The organism is Nonomuraea angiospora, from assembly GCF_014873145.1.
GTDB classification, from domain to species: Bacteria; Actinomycetota; Actinomycetes; order Streptosporangiales; family Streptosporangiaceae; genus Nonomuraea; species Nonomuraea angiospora.
The window spans coordinates 8,260,979-8,276,562 of record NZ_JADBEK010000001.1; the positions used below are offsets into that span (position 1 = coordinate 8,260,979).

13 protein-coding genes and 1 pseudogene are annotated in these 15,584 nt (G+C 70.9%); 5 read left to right on the forward strand and 9 right to left on the reverse strand.

Annotated features, from left to right (window positions below):
* Nucleotides 1–528 precede the first annotated feature (528 nt).
* The 7 genes and pseudogenes from H4W80_RS37835 to H4W80_RS37865 form a co-directional block, all read right to left on the reverse strand.
* The gene (locus H4W80_RS37835) at nucleotides 529–1,203 is read right to left on the reverse strand and encodes a hypothetical protein (RefSeq protein WP_192789443.1); all 675 of its coding nucleotides are present in this window, start codon (nucleotides 1,201–1,203) and stop codon (nucleotides 529–531) included.
* 367 nt (nucleotides 1,204–1,570) lie between these two features.
* On the reverse strand, nucleotides 1,571–4,141 hold the full coding sequence (gene clpB, locus H4W80_RS37840; RefSeq protein WP_192789444.1) for an ATP-dependent chaperone ClpB: 2,571 nt from the start codon (nucleotides 4,139–4,141) through the stop codon (nucleotides 1,571–1,573).
* Nucleotides 4,142–4,173: 32 nt separating this feature from the next.
* Nucleotides 4,174–4,497, reverse strand: a pseudogene (locus H4W80_RS37845) (heat shock protein transcriptional repressor HspR); the annotation flags it as partial.
* Between the two features lie 3 nt (nucleotides 4,498–4,500).
* A complete protein-coding gene (gene dnaJ, locus H4W80_RS37850) occupies nucleotides 4,501–5,676 on the reverse strand; it encodes a molecular chaperone DnaJ (RefSeq protein WP_192789445.1) in 1,176 nt (391 codons plus the stop codon).
* A gap of 21 nt (nucleotides 5,677–5,697) precedes the next feature.
* Nucleotides 5,698–6,294 (reverse strand): nucleotide exchange factor GrpE, encoded by a 597-nt coding sequence (gene grpE, locus H4W80_RS37855; RefSeq protein ID WP_192789446.1) that lies wholly within the window; start codon nucleotides 6,292–6,294, stop codon nucleotides 5,698–5,700.
* On the reverse strand, nucleotides 6,294–8,162 hold the full coding sequence (gene dnaK, locus H4W80_RS37860) for a molecular chaperone DnaK (RefSeq protein WP_192789447.1): 1,869 nt from the start codon (nucleotides 8,160–8,162) through the stop codon (nucleotides 6,294–6,296). Before dnaK ends, grpE begins: the two co-directional genes overlap by 1 nt.
* 198 nt (nucleotides 8,163–8,360) lie before the next feature.
* On the reverse strand, nucleotides 8,361–8,813 hold the full coding sequence (locus tag H4W80_RS37865; protein ID WP_225963877.1) for a hypothetical protein: 453 nt from the start codon (nucleotides 8,811–8,813) through the stop codon (nucleotides 8,361–8,363).
* A 69-nt stretch (nucleotides 8,814–8,882) separates the two neighbouring features.
* Here H4W80_RS37865 and H4W80_RS37870 point away from each other — a divergent pair, with 69 nt between their 5' ends.
* The 5 genes from H4W80_RS37870 to H4W80_RS37890 all read left to right on the forward strand — a co-directional run bounded on the left by H4W80_RS37870 (nucleotide 8,883) and on the right by H4W80_RS37890 (nucleotide 13,937).
* On the forward strand, nucleotides 8,883–9,764 hold the full coding sequence (locus H4W80_RS37870) for a proline dehydrogenase family protein (RefSeq protein WP_318787249.1): 882 nt from the start codon (nucleotides 8,883–8,885) through the stop codon (nucleotides 9,762–9,764).
* 9 nt (nucleotides 9,765–9,773) lie between these two features.
* Nucleotides 9,774–10,568 (forward strand): pyrroline-5-carboxylate reductase, encoded by a 795-nt coding sequence (gene proC, locus H4W80_RS37875; protein WP_192789449.1) that lies wholly within the window; start codon nucleotides 9,774–9,776, stop codon nucleotides 10,566–10,568.
* A gap of 34 nt (nucleotides 10,569–10,602) precedes the next feature.
* A complete protein-coding gene (locus tag H4W80_RS37880) occupies nucleotides 10,603–11,958 on the forward strand; it encodes an efflux RND transporter periplasmic adaptor subunit (RefSeq protein WP_192789450.1) in 1,356 nt (451 codons plus the stop codon).
* Entirely contained in the window at nucleotides 11,955–12,638 is a 684-nt protein-coding gene (locus tag H4W80_RS37885; protein WP_192789451.1) for an ABC transporter ATP-binding protein, read from the forward strand. Before H4W80_RS37880 ends, H4W80_RS37885 begins: the two co-directional genes overlap by 4 nt.
* 114 nt (nucleotides 12,639–12,752) lie before the next feature.
* A complete protein-coding gene (locus tag H4W80_RS37890; protein WP_192789452.1) occupies nucleotides 12,753–13,937 on the forward strand; it encodes an ABC transporter permease in 1,185 nt (394 codons plus the stop codon).
* A 2-nt stretch (nucleotides 13,938–13,939) separates the two neighbouring features.
* On the opposite strand, the gene H4W80_RS37895 is transcribed toward H4W80_RS37890, so the two are convergent.
* Together H4W80_RS37895 and H4W80_RS37900 are read right to left on the reverse strand one after the other, a co-directional pair.
* Entirely contained in the window at nucleotides 13,940–14,680 is a 741-nt protein-coding gene (locus H4W80_RS37895; protein ID WP_192789453.1) for an ABC transporter permease, read from the reverse strand.
* Entirely contained in the window at nucleotides 14,677–15,567 is an 891-nt protein-coding gene (locus tag H4W80_RS37900; protein ID WP_192789454.1) for an ABC transporter ATP-binding protein, read from the reverse strand. Before H4W80_RS37900 ends, H4W80_RS37895 begins: the two co-directional genes overlap by 4 nt.
* Nucleotides 15,568–15,584 lie beyond the last annotated feature (17 nt).

A 15,584-nucleotide genomic window follows, 5' to 3' on the forward strand; every position in this document is an offset into this window, starting at 1 on the left:
CTTCCCGGCTCTCAGGACGGCTCAGGGCCCCCTGAGACGCCTCTGCAGCCGGCCCGGTCCGCCTCCCGGGCCGCTTCGACTCCCCGGAGCGGCCCAGGTCCTTGGGGCGACTTAAGGCGCGGGTCGGAGGTGCGGCGCTGCAGGGCCGCCAGGCTCCTCGGCCGGCACGGGTCGGTGGCGCGGTGCTTGGGGCGGCCAGGCTCCTCGGCCGGCGCGGCTCCTGGGCTGGCAAGGCTCCTCGGCTCGCGGGGCCCCTGGGCTGGCTCGGTTCCCGGTCCGCTTCGACCCTCGGGGCGGCCCAGAGCCTTGGGGCGACTGAGGCGCGGCTTGGTGGCGTGGCGCAGGGCGGCTCGGCCGAGTCTGCGAGCGACTCGCGTCCCGTGGGTCGCGTCTCCGGCTGACCCGGTCAGGGGTGCGACGCCTGTGGGTGGCCGGGCGGGACGACGGCTTCGTCGTGCCCGGGGAGGGAGGTGGAGAGGCCGCGGTGGGTACGATCCGCGGCCCCTCCGGTCAGGGGACCGGGTGGAATCAGCGCAGCCCCAGCTCCCGCGCCAGCCCCGTGAACCCGTCCACCGCGGGCTGCCCGCCCGGCAGCATCGAGGTGCCCTCGACGCTCTGCACCGCCTTGGGCAGCAGGATGTCGACCACCTGGGACCCGACCTCCGCGACCGGCTCCTTCAGGTCCAGCGGCGACTCGACGGGGGAGCCCGCGATGCGGTTCTGGTACGGAGCGGCGTTCCCGAGCGGCATCTCGGCGGGCAGCTTGGCCACCAGCGGCGTCTGCGGCAGCTCAGGGAGGGCGGGCAGCGCGGGCACCGCGGCCATGGTCGCCAGATCCTTCATCGAGCCCGTACGCGGCACCACGGGGTACGGCGCGGGCGAGGCCGAGAACAGCGCGGGCATGCCCCAGTTCGCCGCCAGCCCGCCCAGGTCGGCGATGCCGAGCGCCTCGCGGCCGGTGGCCAGCCCGGTCAGGCCGAGCCGGCGGGCCATCTCCCCGGCCGCCATGGCGAGCTTGTTGCTCTCGGTGGTGACCAGCTTGCCGCCGCGGGAGCCGGCGTCCTCCAGGCGGACCTGGGCGCGCTCCTCACAGTACGTGGCGACCGACTTGGGTGACAGCAGGGCGGGCTCCCCGCCGTTGCAGGAGCCGGCCGTCGAGGGGGTCGCGGCCAGCCAGGTGATGCCCGCGGTCAGAGTGGCCACCGCGAGGATGCTCCGGATCTTCTGAGATGACACTTCACGTCCCTGATCGTTTCGGTGATCCGACGAACGCTGAACGTAGTCACACATTCGGCCCTAGGAATGCGGCTTGCCCGAAGAGTGGACCGGACCTTACCAAAGGATCCGTAGAAAGCCGTGGTCTTCAGGCCACGGATGGATGCGGTGACGGGGACCGGAACCTTAGCTATCCTGAACACAGACGATAACCAAGCCTGTACACAGCGGCATCACAAGGCGGCCGGGCCGGGGCCATGACACGCCGGCCAGGGCCACCACGTGCCGCAAGCACAACGAAAGACGACGGAGCCCGGGGACCCGCGCAGGGTCCCCGGGCTCCGAAGGAACGCCGTCAGGCGCGCTGGATGAGGAGTTCGTCGTCCCCGAGGTCGACCTTGACCTTGTCGCCGTCCACGACCTCGCCCGACAGCACGGCCTTGGCCAGCTTGTCGCCGATGGCGGACTGGACCAGGCGGCGCAGCGGACGGGCGCCGTACAGCGGGTCGAAGCCCGTCAGCGCCAGCCACTCGCGGGCGGCGGGCGTGACCTCCAGCGTCAGCCGGCGGTCGGCCAGGCGCCGCGCCAGCCGCTCGACCTGCAGGTCGACGATCTGGGCCAGCTCCTCCGTGCCCAGCGCGTCGAAGAGGATCACATCGTCGAGCCGGTTGAGGAACTCCGGCTTGAACGAGCTCCGCACCGCCCCCATGACGGCCTCGCGCTTGGCGCCGTTCTCCAGCTTGGGGTCGATGAGGAACTGCGACCCGATGTTGGAGGTGAGGATCAGGATCGTGTTGCGGAAGTCGACCGTGCGACCCTGCCCGTCGGTCAGCCGCCCGTCGTCGAGCACCTGGAGGAGGATGTCGAAGACCTCGGGATGGGCCTTCTCGACCTCGTCCAGCAGCACGACCGTGTACGGACGCCGCCGGACGGCCTCGGTGAGCTGGCCGCCCTCCTCGTATCCGACATAGCCGGGAGGCGCGCCGACGAGCCTGGCCACGCTGTGCTTCTCGGAGTATTCGCTCATGTCGATCCGGGTCATCGCCCGCTCGTCGTCGAACAGGAACTCCGCCAGCGCCTTGGCCAGCTCGGTCTTGCCCACGCCCGTGGGCCCGAGGAACAGGAACGAGCCCGTCGGCCGGTCGATGTCGGCGATGCCCGCCCGGCTGCGGCGTACGGCGTCGGAGACGGCCTGTACGGCCTTCTGCTGCCCGATCAGCCGCCTGCCCAGCTCGTCCTCCATGCGCAGCAGCTTGGCCGTCTCGGCCTCCAGGAGCCGCCCCGCGGGGATGCCGGTCCACGACGAGATCACCTCGGCGATGTCGTCGGCCCCGACCTCCTCCTTGACCATGGCGTTGTCGGGCGGCGCGGCGTCGGAGGCGGCCTTCAGCGCCTGCTCAAGCCGGGGCACCTCGGCGTACATGAGCCTGGAGGCGGCCTCGAAGTCGCCGTCGCGCTGCGCCCGCTCGGCGGCGCCGCGCGCCTCGTCGAGCTGCTTCTTCAGCTCGCCGACCTTGTTGAGCCCGGCCTTCTCGTGCTCCCAGCGGCCGACGAGGGCGTTGAGCTCCTCCTGGCGGTCGGCCAGCTCCTTGCGGAGGCGTTCGAGCCGCTGGACGGAGGCCTCGTCGGTCTCCTTGGACAGGGCCAGCTCCTCCATCTTCATCCGGTCGACGTTGCGCTGGAGCTGGTCGATCTCCACGGGACGGGAGTCGATCTCCATGCGCAGCCGCGAGGCGGCCTCGTCGACCAGGTCGATGGCCTTGTCGGGGAGGAAGCGGTTGGTGATGTAGCGGTCGGACAGCGCGGCGGCGGCCACCAGCGCGCTGTCGGCGATCTGCACCTGGTGATGGGCCTCGTAGCGGCTCTTGAGCCCGCGCAGGATCGCGATCGTGTCCTCGACCGAGGGCTCGCCCACGTAGACCTGCTGGAAGCGGCGCTCCAGCGCCGGGTCCTTCTCGATGCGCTCGCGGTATTCGTCGAGCGTGGTCGCGCCGATCATGCGCAGCTCGCCGCGGGCCAGCATCGGCTTGAGCATGTTGCCCGCGTCCATCGCGCCCTCGGCGGCCCCGGCGCCGACGACGGTGTGCAGCTCGTCGATGAACGTCACGATCTGCCCGTCGCTCTCCTTGATCTCGGAGAGCACGGCCTTGAGCCGCTCCTCGAACTCGCCGCGGTATTTCGCGCCGGCCACCATCGCGCCCAGGTCGAGCGAGATCAGCCGCTTGTTGCGCAGCGACTCGGGCACGTCGCCGGCCACGATGCGCTGGGCGAGGCCCTCGACGACCGCGGTCTTGCCGACGCCGGGCTCGCCGATGAGCACCGGGTTGTTCTTGGTGCGCCGGCTGAGCACCTGGACGACGCGGCGGATCTCGGAGTCGCGGCCGATGACGGGGTCGAGCTTGCCGGCGCGGGCGCGCTCGGTCAGGTCGACGCCGTACTTCTCCAGCGCCTGGTAGGTGTCCTCAGGGGTCTCGCTGGTGACGCGGGCGTGCCCGCGTACCTTCTCGAACGCGTCGAGCAGCGCCTGCGGCGTCGCGCCCTGCGCCTTGAGCAGCTCGGCCATCGGGCCGCCGTCGGCGGCCAGGCCGACCAGGAGGTGCTCGGTGGAGACGTAGAGGTCTTCGAGCCGGTTGGCGTGCTGGGCGGCGGTGTTGAGCACGGTGAGGAGCTGGCGGGAGCTCGACGGCGCCCCCACCGTCGCACCCTGCGCCTTCGGCAGCGCCGCGAGCTGCTCCTCGGCCCGCGCCCGCAGCGTGCGCCAGTCGGCGCCGACGGCTTCGAGCAGGGGTGCGGCGGTGCCGCCCGTCTGGGAGAGCAGGGTGGTCAGCAGGTGAGCCGGGGCGATCTCAGGGTTGCCCTCCGCGGCGGCACGCCGCATGGCACCCGAGAGCGCCTCCTGGCTCTTCTGGGTGAGCTTGTAGTCCATTCTTTCTATGCCCCCGGTGGCAGCTCATATCGGATCAACGCTCTGACCATGCGCATCTCGGCACGCAGGCGGTGAACCTCCTCACGCAGCCGCAGAGCTTCGTTCTCGAGTTCGAGGATCCGCTTGATGCCCGCGAGGTTGATGCCCTCCTCCTGGGAGAGCCGCTGCACCTCGCGCAGCTGGATGATGTCGCGGGTCGAATAGAGGCGGCCGCGCCCCGCCGTGCGGCCAGGACTGACCAGGCCCAGCCGGTCGTACTGGCGCAGCGTCTGCGGGTGGAGCCCCGACAGCTGCGCGGCCACCGAGATCACGTAAACAGGTGTGTCATCTGACAGGTCGAAATAGTTGGCGTCCATCGGCTACTCGCTTCTGGCTCGCTGAATCAGCTCAGCGCGCGGGTCTTCGCCCGCGGTCGCGGTGTTGAACTCGCTGAGGAGCTCACGTGACTTGTCGTCGAGCGTCTTCGGCACCACCACCTCGACCGTGGCCAGCAGGTCTCCCTTGGTGCCGTCTTTGCGGGTCACGCCCCTGCCGCGCACGCGGAACGTGCGCCCGTTGGGCGTGCCCGTGGGAATGCGCAGCGTGACCGGCATGCCCTTGAGGGTCGGCACCTTGATCTCCGCGCCGAGCGCCGCCTCGGTGAACGTCACCGGCACGGTGATCGTCAGGTTGTCACCCGACCGTCCGAAGACGGCGTGCGGCTTGACGTGCGTGAGGATGTAGAGGTCGCCGGCGGGTCCGCCGTTCTCGCCCGGCGCACCCTTGGCCTTGAGCTTGACCCGCTGGCCGTCGGCCACGCCGGCGGGGATGCGGGCCTGGATGGTGCGGGTGCTCTTGGCCCGGCCGCTGCCCTCGCACACGGGGCAGGGGTCGTCCACGATCAGCCCGCGGCCCTTGCAGTCGCGGCAGGGTTCGGAGAAGGCGAAGTTGCCCAGGTTTCGGCTGGCCGCGCCCGTGCCCTCGCAGGTCGGGCAGACCCTGGGGGTCGTGCCCGCCTTGGCGCCGGTGCCGGTGCACGCGGCGCAGGCGGCCGAGCTGGTCAGCCTGAGCGACACCGTGGTGCCCTCGACCGCCTCGGTGAACGTCAGCGTGACCTCGGACTCGATGTCCTGGCCACGCCTCGGCCTGGTCGTGGTGGTCGTACGGGTGGTGCCGCCGCTGCGGTTGAACAGCCCGCCGAACAGGTCGCCGAGCCGCTCGCCCGCACCGCCTCCGGTGCTCTGCCCGGTGCCCCCGAACAGGTCGCCGAAGTCGAACGGGAAACCGCCACCACCGGGCCGCTGGCCGCCCACCCCGGACCCGAACAGCGTGCGCGCCTCGTCGTATTCCTTGCGGCGCTTGGTGTCGGACAGGACGTCGTAAGCCTCGGAGACCTCCTTGAACTTGGTCTCCTTGGTCACGTCACCCTGGTTGGTGTCGGGGTGGTACTGCCTGGCCAGCTTCCGGTAGGCCTTCTTGATCTCTTCGGCGGTGGCGGTCTTGGGCACACCAAGGACGGCGTAGTAGTCCTTCTCCAGGTAGTCCTTGGTGCTCATCTACGGCCCTTCGTCCTCTTGTCAGTTTTCGTCGTCGTCATTGGACGCGGGGGTGGCGTCCTCGGGCTCCGCGACGGCCACCCGCGCCGGGCGCAGCACCCTGTCACCCATCCGGTATCCAGGCTGCAGCACCTCGATCGCGGTCGGCTCGGTGACGTCGGATGAGTAGCTGTGCATCAGCGCCTCGTGGACGGTCGGGTCGAACGGCTCGCCCTTCTGCCCGAAGGCGCTGAGGCCCAGCTTGGTGAGGGCCGCCTCCAGCGACTCGGCCACCTTCGCGAAGCCCCCGGTGAGCTCGCCGTGGTCGCGGGCGCGGCCGATGTCGTCGAGCACGGGCAGGAGCTCCACCAGCGCGCCCGCGACAGCCTGTTCCCTGACCGCGGCCCGGTCGCGCTCGACCCGCCTGCGGTAGTTCACGTATTCGGCCTGGAGGCGCTGCAGGTCCGCGGTCCGCTCGGCGAGCTGGGCCTCCAGCTCGCCGTTGGCGAGGGCCTCCGCCGCCGGCGGCTGGGCCGCCTGGTCGGCGACGGTGGCATCCCTGACCTGCCCCGTCTCCGGGTCGATCTTGCGGTTGTCGTGGATCACCGGCTCGTCATGCCCGTTGTCACGCGGCGGCATCACTTGTCCTTCTTCGGCTCGTCGTCGACGATCTCGGCCTCGACCACGTCCTCGTCGGCCTTCTGGCCGTCACCGGCGGCGGCGCCCTGCGGGGCACCCTCGGCACCGGCCTGCTGGCCCTGGCTCGCGGCGTAGATCGCCGAACCCATCTTCTGGCTCACCGTGGCGAGCTTCTCCGCGGAGGTGCGGATGACGTCGGTGTCGGTGCCCTCCAGAGCCTTCTTCAGCTCGGACAGGGCGTCGTTGACCTCGGTCTTGATGTCGCCGGGGACCTTGTCGTCGTTCTCGCGGAGGAACTTCTCCGTCTGGTAGGCGAGCCCGTCCGCGTTGTTGCGGACCTCGGCCTCCTCGCGGCGCTTCTTGTCCTCCTCGGCGTACGACTCGGCCTCGCGCATCATCCGCTCGATGTCGTCCTTCGGCAGCGCGGAGCCGCCGGTGATCGTCATCGACTGCTCCTTGCCCGTGCCCAGGTCCTTGGCGGAGACGTTGACGATGCCGTTGGCGTCGATGTCGAAGGTGACCTCGATCTGCGGGATGCCGCGCGGCGCCGGCGCGATGCCGGTCAGCTCGAAGGTCGCCAGCTTCTTGTTGTACGAGGCGATCTCGCGCTCACCCTGGAAGACCTGGATCTGCACCGACGGCTGGTTGTCCTCGGCCGTGGTGAAGACCTCGGAGCGCTTGGTCGGGATCGTCGTGTTGCGCTCGATGATCTTGGTGAAGATGCCGCCCTTGGTCTCGATGCCCAGCGACAGCGGGGTCACGTCGAGCAGCAGGACGTCCTTGACCTCACCCTTGAGCACGCCGGCCTGCAGGGCGGCGCCGATGGCGACGACCTCGTCCGGGTTGACGCCCTTGTTGGGCTCCTTGCCGCCGGTCAGCTCCCTGACCAGCTCGGTCACGGCGGGCATGCGGGTCGAGCCGCCGACGAGCACCACGTGGGCGATGTCGGAGACCTTGATGCCGGCGTCCTTGATGACCTGGTGGAACGGGCCCTTGGTCCGCTCGAGCAGGTCGGCCGTCAGCCGCTGGAACTCCGAGCGCGTCAGCTTCTCGTCGAGGTGCAGCGGGCCCTCGGACGAAGCCGTGATGTAGGGCAGGTTGATGTTGGTCTCGGACTGGCTGGACAGCTCGATCTTGGCCTTCTCGGCCGCCTCGCGCAGGCGCTGGAGCGCCATCTTGTCCTTGGACAGGTCGACGCCGTGCGCGTTCTGGAAGCGCTTGACGAGCTCGTCGACGACGCGCTGGTCCCAGTCGTCACCACCGAGGTGGTTGTCACCGGAGGTGGCCTTGACCTCGACGAAGCCGTGGCCGTCCTCCTGGCCGACGTCGAGCAGCGACACGTCGAAGGTGCCGCCACCGAGGTCGAAGACCAGGATGGTCTGGTCCTGCTCCTTGTCGAGCCCGTAGGCGAGGGCCGCGGCGGTCGGCTCGTTGATGATCCGGAGCACGTTGAGCCCCGCCACCGTGCCGGCCTCCTTGGTGGCCTGGCGCTGGGCGTCGTTGAAGTAGGCGGGGACGGTGACCACCGCGTCGGTGATCTTCTCGCCGAGGTAGGCCTCCGCGTCCTGCTTCAGCTTCTGCAGGACGAAGGCGCTGATCTGCTGGGGCGAGAACTTCTTGCCGTCGATCTCCTGGGACCAGTTGGTGCCCATCTCCCGCTTGACCGATCGGATCGTCCGGTCCACATTTGTGACGGCCTGCCGCTTGGCGACCTCACCGACGAGGACCTCGCCGTTCTTCGCGAAGGCGACCACGGACGGCGTGGTCCGCGAGCCCTGCGCGTTGGCGATGACGGTGGGCTCACCGCCCTCGAGGATCGAGACGACGGAGTTGGTCGTCCCAAGGTCGATACCTACCGCACGTGCCATGAGTACGTCCTTGTAGTCAAAGTTGAGTCGTGTGGACTCAACGTACGAATGCCGGTCGTCTTTGTCAAACGACTTGAGCCTACTCGACTCAACCCTCGTGAGCGCGTCGGCATTCCCTCTAACGGGGACGGATCCGCGGAAGGTTCCTGGACGCGAAGACGCCCCGGCGGCAGGGCCGGGGCGTTCGCATGGGGCGGGCTACCTGGCGCCGTCGACGACCTGGCGCTTGCCGAGCGGCTTCTTGAGCGTGACCGTCGTGGTCTTCTCGATCGCGATCATGATGCAGGACACGTTCCTGGCCTTGGGCGCGGTGCCCTCGTACAGGGTGATCGTGACGCGCTTGGAGGTCTCCTTGACCTTGACGCGGTCCAGCACCGTGCACGGGGCGACGCCCGACCACCAGGTGAGCTGGACCTTCCGCTTGGACACCGCCTTGGCCTTGGTCCAGCGGACCTTGTGGACGTTGATGGCGTTGCCGGTCGGCTTGACCGGCTGGGGGCCCTGCTTGGGGCTCGTCGTGGGGGTGGTGGTGACCGGCTCGGCCACGGCGGGCGGTTTGGCCGGGACCGCCGTGGAGGCCCGCTCGGCGGGCGCCGCCCCGCCGCAACTCGTCGCGAGCACCAGACAACCGGCCAGGAGAGTCGCAGTCATTGCACGCATACCCATTCGACGGACAAGAGTGTTCCGCGGTTCATCATGCCCCGGTCTAGTGTGGTTCACGTGCTTCGTCAGGCCCTTTTGGCCATCTCCAAGAGCGAACGTGCCGAGCGCCTCATCTCGACGTCGCCGCTGACCGCGGGCGTGGTCGGGCGCTATGTCGCCGACGACGTGGGCGAGGTGATCGGCGAGCTGACCCGCAAGGGGCTGCTGGTCACCGTCGACCATCTCGGCGAGGAGGTGACCGACCAGAGGCAGGCCGAGGAGGGGGTCGCCGAGTATTTGCGGCTGCTGGCCCTGCTGCCCGCCGGCGCCGACGTGTCGGTCAAGCTGACGGCGCTCGGGCTGCGGCTGTCGGAGCCGCTCGCGCTCGACCACGCCGCCGCGATCTGCCGGGCCGCCGCGGCCGCGAACGTCACGGTGACGCTCGACGCCGAGGAGCACGACACGATCCCGGGCCTGCACTCCGTGCACGCCGCGCTGCGCAAGGACCATCCCGACGTGGGCGTGGTGGTGCAGGCGTACCTGCCGGACTCGCTGGATCGCTGCGAGAAGCTCGGCGGGGTCCGGGTGCGCCTGTGCAAGGGCGCGTACACCGCTCCGGGGGCCTACACCAGGCCCGCCGACATCGACCGCTCCTTCGTACGGTGCCTGCGGGTCCTGATGGCCGGCACCGGCTACCCCATGGTCGCCACCCACGACCCCAGGCTCGTGCGGATCGCCTCCACGCTGGCCGTCCTGGAGGGCCGCGACGCGACCGGCTTCGAGCACCAGATGCTCTACGGAGTGCGCCCCGACGAGCAGCTCCGCCTGGCCGGGCAGGGCGCCAGGATGCGCGTCTACCTCCCCTACGGCTCCGACTGGTACCCCTACCTCATGCGCCGCCTGGCCGAGCGCCCCCGCAACCTGGCCTTCTTCCTCAGGTCGCTGGTGAGCCGACGGTAAGCTGCCCCAATGATTGCGATTCTGGGCACGGGCAAGATGGGCGAGGCCCTGCTGTCCGGTCTGCTGCGCGCCGGGTTCAAGCCCGGCGACATCATGGCGACCAGCCGCCGGGCCGAGCGGGCGCAGGCGCTGCGCGAGACGTACGGCGTGCGCACCGTCTCCAACTCCGAGGCCGCCAAGGTCGCCGACACCCTCATCCTGGCCGTCAAGCCGCAGGACATGGCCACCCTGCTGGCCGAGATCGCCCCGTACGTGCCCGCCGACCGGCTCGTGATCACCGCCGCGGCGGGCATCACGACGGCGTTCGTGGAGCAGCGGCTCGGGGTGGACGTGCCCGTGGTCCGGGTGATGTCCAACACGCCGATCAGGTTCGACGAGGCGATGAGCGTGATCTCGGCGGGCGCCCACGCGGGCGAGGAGCACCTCAAGCGCACCGAGGGCCTGCTCAGCCCGGTCGGCAAGGTGCTGCGCATCCCCGAGTCCCAGCAGGACGCCGCCACCGCCCTGTCCGGCAGCGGCCCGGCCTACTTCTTCTACCTGGTCGAGGCCATGGTCGACGCGGGCATCCTGCTCGGCATGCCGCGGGCCGCCGCGCTCGACATGGTCACCCAGTCGATCGTCGGGGCCGCCGTGATGCTGCGCGACTCGGGTGAGCACCCGGTGATCCTGCGCGAGGCCGTCACCTCGCCGGGCGGCACGACCATCGCCGCCATCGCGGAGCTGGAGCGGCACAGCGTGCGGGCCGCGTTCCTGGCCGCGATCGAGGCCGCCCGCGACCGGGGGCGCCAGCTCGCCTCCGGCTGAGAGATCGGCCGGCCTCGCTCCTACGATGGGTCGGGTGACGTTACGTCGCGGCATCGCGCCGCTGCTCGTCCTTTTCGCACTGGCCGGCTGCACCTCCGAGAAGCCGTCCGCGGTCCAGGTCGGCGAGGTCGGCCGGGGCCCGGTCACGGAGGTCGTGGAGGCCCCCGCCACGATCGGCGCGCGTGCCTCCGCGACACTGCGCTCGCCCGCCCAGGGCACGATCGCCAAGCTGTACGTCCGCGAGGGCGACCGCGTGCGCAAGGGCCAGATCCTGGTCAGGATCAGCTCGCCCCAGGCGCGGAGCCAGCTCAGGCAGGCCCGCCAGGCCGCCGAGGCGGCCACCCCCGCGAGCTTCGGCACGCCGGAGGTCCGGCTCCCGTCGTTCGACACCCGGGCGTTCGACCGCAAGGTGGCCGCCCACTTCGCCAGGGCCCGCAAGGAGGCGAAGAAGGTCGATGACGCGAGGACGCGCCGGCAGCTCCTGAACGCCATCGACCTCGCCCAGGCCCAGCACAAGGCGCAGACCAGGGCCCTGGCCTCGATCACCGCCCAGCTCAACCGCTCCATCAGCGGCGTGCTGTCCGGCGTGACCGGCGGGCTGTCCCGCTCCATGGCCTCGCTGCAGGCGGCCTCGAAGTCGCAGGCCAAGGCCGCGGTCAAGGCGGCGGAGAGCACGGTCAGGTCGCTCACGATCAAGGCGCCGTTCGGCGGCGTCGTCACGCTCGGCCGCGCCTCGGGCGGCGGCGGGGCCGGGGCCGGCGTCGAAGGGCTGCTCAGCCGGCTCCCCGGCGGCGGGCAGCAGCTCCCGTCCCTGCCCTCGACGGGCGGCTCCACCTCCGGCAGCCCGGTCGCGGCGGGCGTCCCCGTCTCGGCGGGCGACGCCGTCGTCACCGTCACCGACGTCTCCGAGCTCACCCTGGACGCCGACGTCGACGAGACCGACGTGCTGCTGGTCAAGAAGGGCGTGCGGGCGGGCGTCGAGCTGGACGCGGTGCCGGGTGCCACGTACACGGCCGTGGTGACCGGCATCGGCGTCACCCCCATGGAGGGCACCACGGGCGGCGTCAGCTACCCGGTGCGGCTCACGCTCGGGCCCGGCGCCTTCGACGACGGCTCCAAGGCGCCCACGCCCAAGCCGGGCATGAGCGCCGTCACGCGGCTGACCGTGCGCGAGTCGCCCTCCGCCGTCTCGGCCCCGGCCTCGGCGATCGTCTCCAGCGGGCGCGAGAGCGTGGTCTGGGCGATCAGGAACGGCGCGGCGGAGCGCCGCGTGGTCAAGCTGGGGGCCCAGGGGGACGCGGTGGTCGAGGTGCTGAGCGGGCTGTCCGTGGGCGACCGGATCGTGGTCAAGGGCGCGGACTCCGTACGGCAAGGGCAGCGGATCCCATGACGGCCGCCATCGAGGCGGTGAACCTCACCCGGCGCTACCAGCTCGACGGCGTGGCCGTGGAGGCGCTGCGCGGCGTGTCGCTCCGGATCGACCAGGGCGAGTTCGCCGCCATCGTCGGGCCGTCCGGGTCCGGCAAGTCGACGCTCATGCACCTGCTCGGCTGCCTCGACCGCCCCAGCTCGGGCGTGCTCAAGGTCAACGGGGTGGAGATCTCCGGACTGTCCGACACCGAGCTGGCCGAGCTGCGCAACAAGACCATCGGCTTCGTCTTCCAGTCCTTCCACCTGCTGGCCAGGACGTCGGCGCTGGACAACGTGGCGCTGCCGCTGGTCTACCGGGGGGTCGGCCGGGCCGAGCGGCGCGCGCGGGCCCGTACGGCGCTGGAGGCGGTCGGGCTCGGGCACCGGATGGAGCACCGGCCGTCCCAGATGTCGGGCGGCGAGCAGCAGCGCGTGGCCATCGCCAGGGCGCTGGTCGGGGAGCCCAAGGTGCTGCTGGCCGACGAGCCCACGGGCAACCTCGACACCGCCAACGGGGCCGAGGTCATGGCCATCCTCGACCGCCTCAACGGTGAGGGCGGGGTGGCGGTGGTGCTCGTCACGCACGAGCCGGACGTCGCCGCCCACGCCCGGCGGCAGATCCACGTACGGGACGGGGCGATCGAAAGGGACACAGCGTGAGGCCGCGAGGGAGCGCCGCCGCCTGGACTGAGGAGCGCAGGGAGCGAAGCGACCGGAGCGACGAGGGAAGGCGGCGGCACGAAGGCGACCGAGCGCGCCGAACGGAGTGAGGCCATGAACACAGGTGAGGCGCTGGCGATGGCGCTCGAAGCGCTGCGGGTGAACCGGCTGCGCAGCGCGCTGACCATGCTGGGCGTGATCATCGGCGTGCTGGCCGTGGTGATCCTGGTGGCCATCGGCACGGGGGCGAAGGACGAGATCGAGAAGCAGATCTCGGGCCTCGGCACGAACATCATCCTCGTCGTCCCCGGCCGCATCAGCCTCGGCGCCGCCCCGACACAGAGCAAGCTGGGCCTGGCCGACGTCGCCTACCTGCGGCGCGTGGTGGGCGACCCGTCGAAGGTGACGGTCTCGCTGCAGTCGGGCGAGACCGTACGCGTCGGCCGGGCCGAGGCGTTCGTCACGGTGATCGGCACCGACCAGAACCTCGTCAACATCTTCGACCGCCCCCTGGACAAGGGCCGTCCGCTGAGCGAGACCGACGTGGACACCCGGCGCAGGGTGGCGGTGCTCGGCTCGGAGGTGGCCGACCGGCTGTTCGGCGACCTGGACCCGATCGGGCGGCAGGTGACGGTGGCCGGGGCCAGGTTCCGGGTGGTGGGCGTGTACGCCGAGATCGGGCAGACGTTCGGGCTCTCGCGCGACCAGGAGATCCACATCCCGGTGACGACGGCGCAGCGGCTGCTCGGGATCGAGCGGATCAACGGGCTGGCGGTCGGCGCGTCCGGGCCCGACGAGATCGATCCGCTGTCGGAGAAGGTGACCGCGGCGCTGCGGGCGCGGTATCCGGGCGAGCAGTTCTCGGCGGTCACGCAGACCGCGCTGCTCGGCACGATCGGCAGCGTGCTCGGCATGCTCACCGGCGTGCTGGCCGCCATCGCGGGCATCTCGCTGCTGGTCGGCGGCGTGGGCGTGTCGAACATCATGCTGGTCAGCGTCCGCGAGCGCACCCGGGAGATCGGGCTGCGCAAGGCGCTGGGGGCCAGGCAGCGCGACATCCTGGCCCAGTTCCTCATCGAGGCGGTGCTGCTGACCACGATCGGCGGGCTCGCCGGGATCGTGCTCGGGGTGGGCGGCGCGCTGGGCATCGCGGCGTTCACCGAGGTGCCGGCGTCGATCACGTGGTGGTCGATCGCGCTGGCGTTCGGGGTGTCGGCGGTGGTCGGGGTGTTCTTCGGCGTGGCGCCGGCGCGGAGGGCGGGCCGGCTGGACCCCGTGGTCGCCCTCCGTGCCGAGTGATCTCAGGCGTCCCGCTTCTGCATCAGGACGGCCCCCGCGATCATGGCGATCACGACCCAGGCGAGGTAGACGCCGAGCCCGTCCCACGGGCCGAGCGAGCTGCCGCCCCGGGGCATCACGATCTGGGAGCCCGCGTTGGTGGTGAAGTAGTCGGACACGGTCTTGCCCCACTGGCCGGGCAGCATGGTCGTCACCTGCGGCAGGACCAGCATCAGCGCGATGGCCGAGACGATCGCGCCGGGCGTGTGCCGGACGAGCGTGCCCAGCCCCAGCCCGAACAGCCCGCACGCGGTCAGGTAGAGGCCGCCCCCGAGCACGGCCTGCGCCACCTGGCCCGTCTCCAGCGACAGCGGCTGGGTGACCATCAGGCTGACGAGGAGCGAGGCCGCCGAGGCGACCGTGGTGACGACCAGGGACACTGCCGTGAACACCACGATCTTGCCGGTCAGCAGGCTCATGCGCTTGGGCACGGCCATCAGCGACGTGCGGATGCCGCCCGTGCGGTATTCGCTGGAGATGACCAGCACGCCCAGCGTGGCCATGGACACCGAGGCGAACATGGTGCCGACCAGCCCCATCATGATCGCCGCCGATGCGGGGATCGGCCCGTCGCCCGAGTTCTTCGCGGCCACGCTCATGAGCGTGGCCATGCCCAGCATCAGCAGCGCGGTGATGGCCAGCGTCCACACCGTGGAGCGGACCGAGCGGATCTTGGTCCATTCGGACCTGAGGATGTCGATCATGACGAGAACTCCAGGCTGTCCTTGGTGAGCTCCATGTAGGCCGCTTCGAGCGAGGGCTGCACGAACGTCAGCTCCTCCAGCGGGATGCCGGCCCGCGCGGTGACGGTGCCGATCTCGAGCGTGCTCATCGCGGTCACGCGCAGGTGGTCGGGGTGCAGCTCGCCGACCTTGACCAGCTCGGCCACCTCGGCCAGGCGGGGCGAGCGGACCCGTACGTACCCCTGCGAGCTGCGCCCGATGAACTCCTGCACGCTCGTGTCGGCGATGAGCCGCCCCCTGCCGATCACGATCAGGTGGTCGGCCGTCTGCGCCATCTCGCTCATGAGGTGGCTGGAGACGAACACGGTCCTGCCCTCGGCGGCCAGCTTGCGCATGAACGTGCGGATCCACAGGATGCCGTCCGGGTCGAGCCCGTTGACCGGCTCGTCGAAGATCAGGATCTCCGGGTCGCCGAGCAGCGCCGCGGCGATGCCCAGCCGCTGCGACATGCCCAGCGAGAAGCCGCCGACCCGCCGCCTGGCCACCTCGCGCAGGCCCACCGCCTCCAGCACCTCGTTGACGCGGCTCGCGGGGATGCCGTTGCTCTGCGCGATGGCCAGCAGGTGGTTGTGCGCGCTGCGCCCGCCGTGCACGGCCTTGGCGTCCAGCAGCGCGCCCACCTTGCGCAGCGGATGTCTCAGCTCCCCGTACGACCGGCCGTCCACGAGCACCGAGCCGCCGGAAGGCCGGTCGAGCCCGAGGATCATGCGCATGGTCGTCGATTTGCCGGCCCCGTTCGGCCCCAGGAAGCCGGTCACCTGGCCCGGCTCGACGTCGAAGGACAGGTCTGAGACGGCCGCGGTGCCGCCGTAGCGCTTGCTCAGGTTCGTGGCTCGTATCGCGCTCATGATCCCAGCGTGCCGTC

Coding starts and splice junctions, on each gene's coding strand:
- clpB (WP_192789444.1), bottom strand. CDS start 4,141: ATGGACTACAAGCTCACCCAGAAGAGCCAGGAGGCGCTCTCGGGTGCC.
- dnaJ (WP_192789445.1), bottom strand. CDS start 5,676: ATGAGCACCAAGGACTACCTGGAGAAGGACTACTACGCCGTCCTTGGT.
- grpE (WP_192789446.1), bottom strand. CDS start 6,294: ATGCCGCCGCGTGACAACGGGCATGACGAGCCGGTGATCCACGACAAC.
- dnaK (WP_192789447.1), bottom strand. CDS start 8,162: ATGGCACGTGCGGTAGGTATCGACCTTGGGACGACCAACTCCGTCGTC.
- H4W80_RS37865 (WP_225963877.1), bottom strand. CDS start 8,813: ATGACTGCGACTCTCCTGGCCGGTTGTCTGGTGCTCGCGACGAGTTGC.
- proC (WP_192789449.1), top strand. CDS start 9,774: ATGATTGCGATTCTGGGCACGGGCAAGATGGGCGAGGCCCTGCTGTCC.
- H4W80_RS37885 (WP_192789451.1), top strand. CDS start 11,955: ATGACGGCCGCCATCGAGGCGGTGAACCTCACCCGGCGCTACCAGCTC.
- H4W80_RS37890 (WP_192789452.1), top strand. CDS start 12,753: ATGAACACAGGTGAGGCGCTGGCGATGGCGCTCGAAGCGCTGCGGGTG.
- H4W80_RS37895 (WP_192789453.1), bottom strand. CDS start 14,680: ATGATCGACATCCTCAGGTCCGAATGGACCAAGATCCGCTCGGTCCGC.
- H4W80_RS37900 (WP_192789454.1), bottom strand. CDS start 15,567: ATGAGCGCGATACGAGCCACGAACCTGAGCAAGCGCTACGGCGGCACC.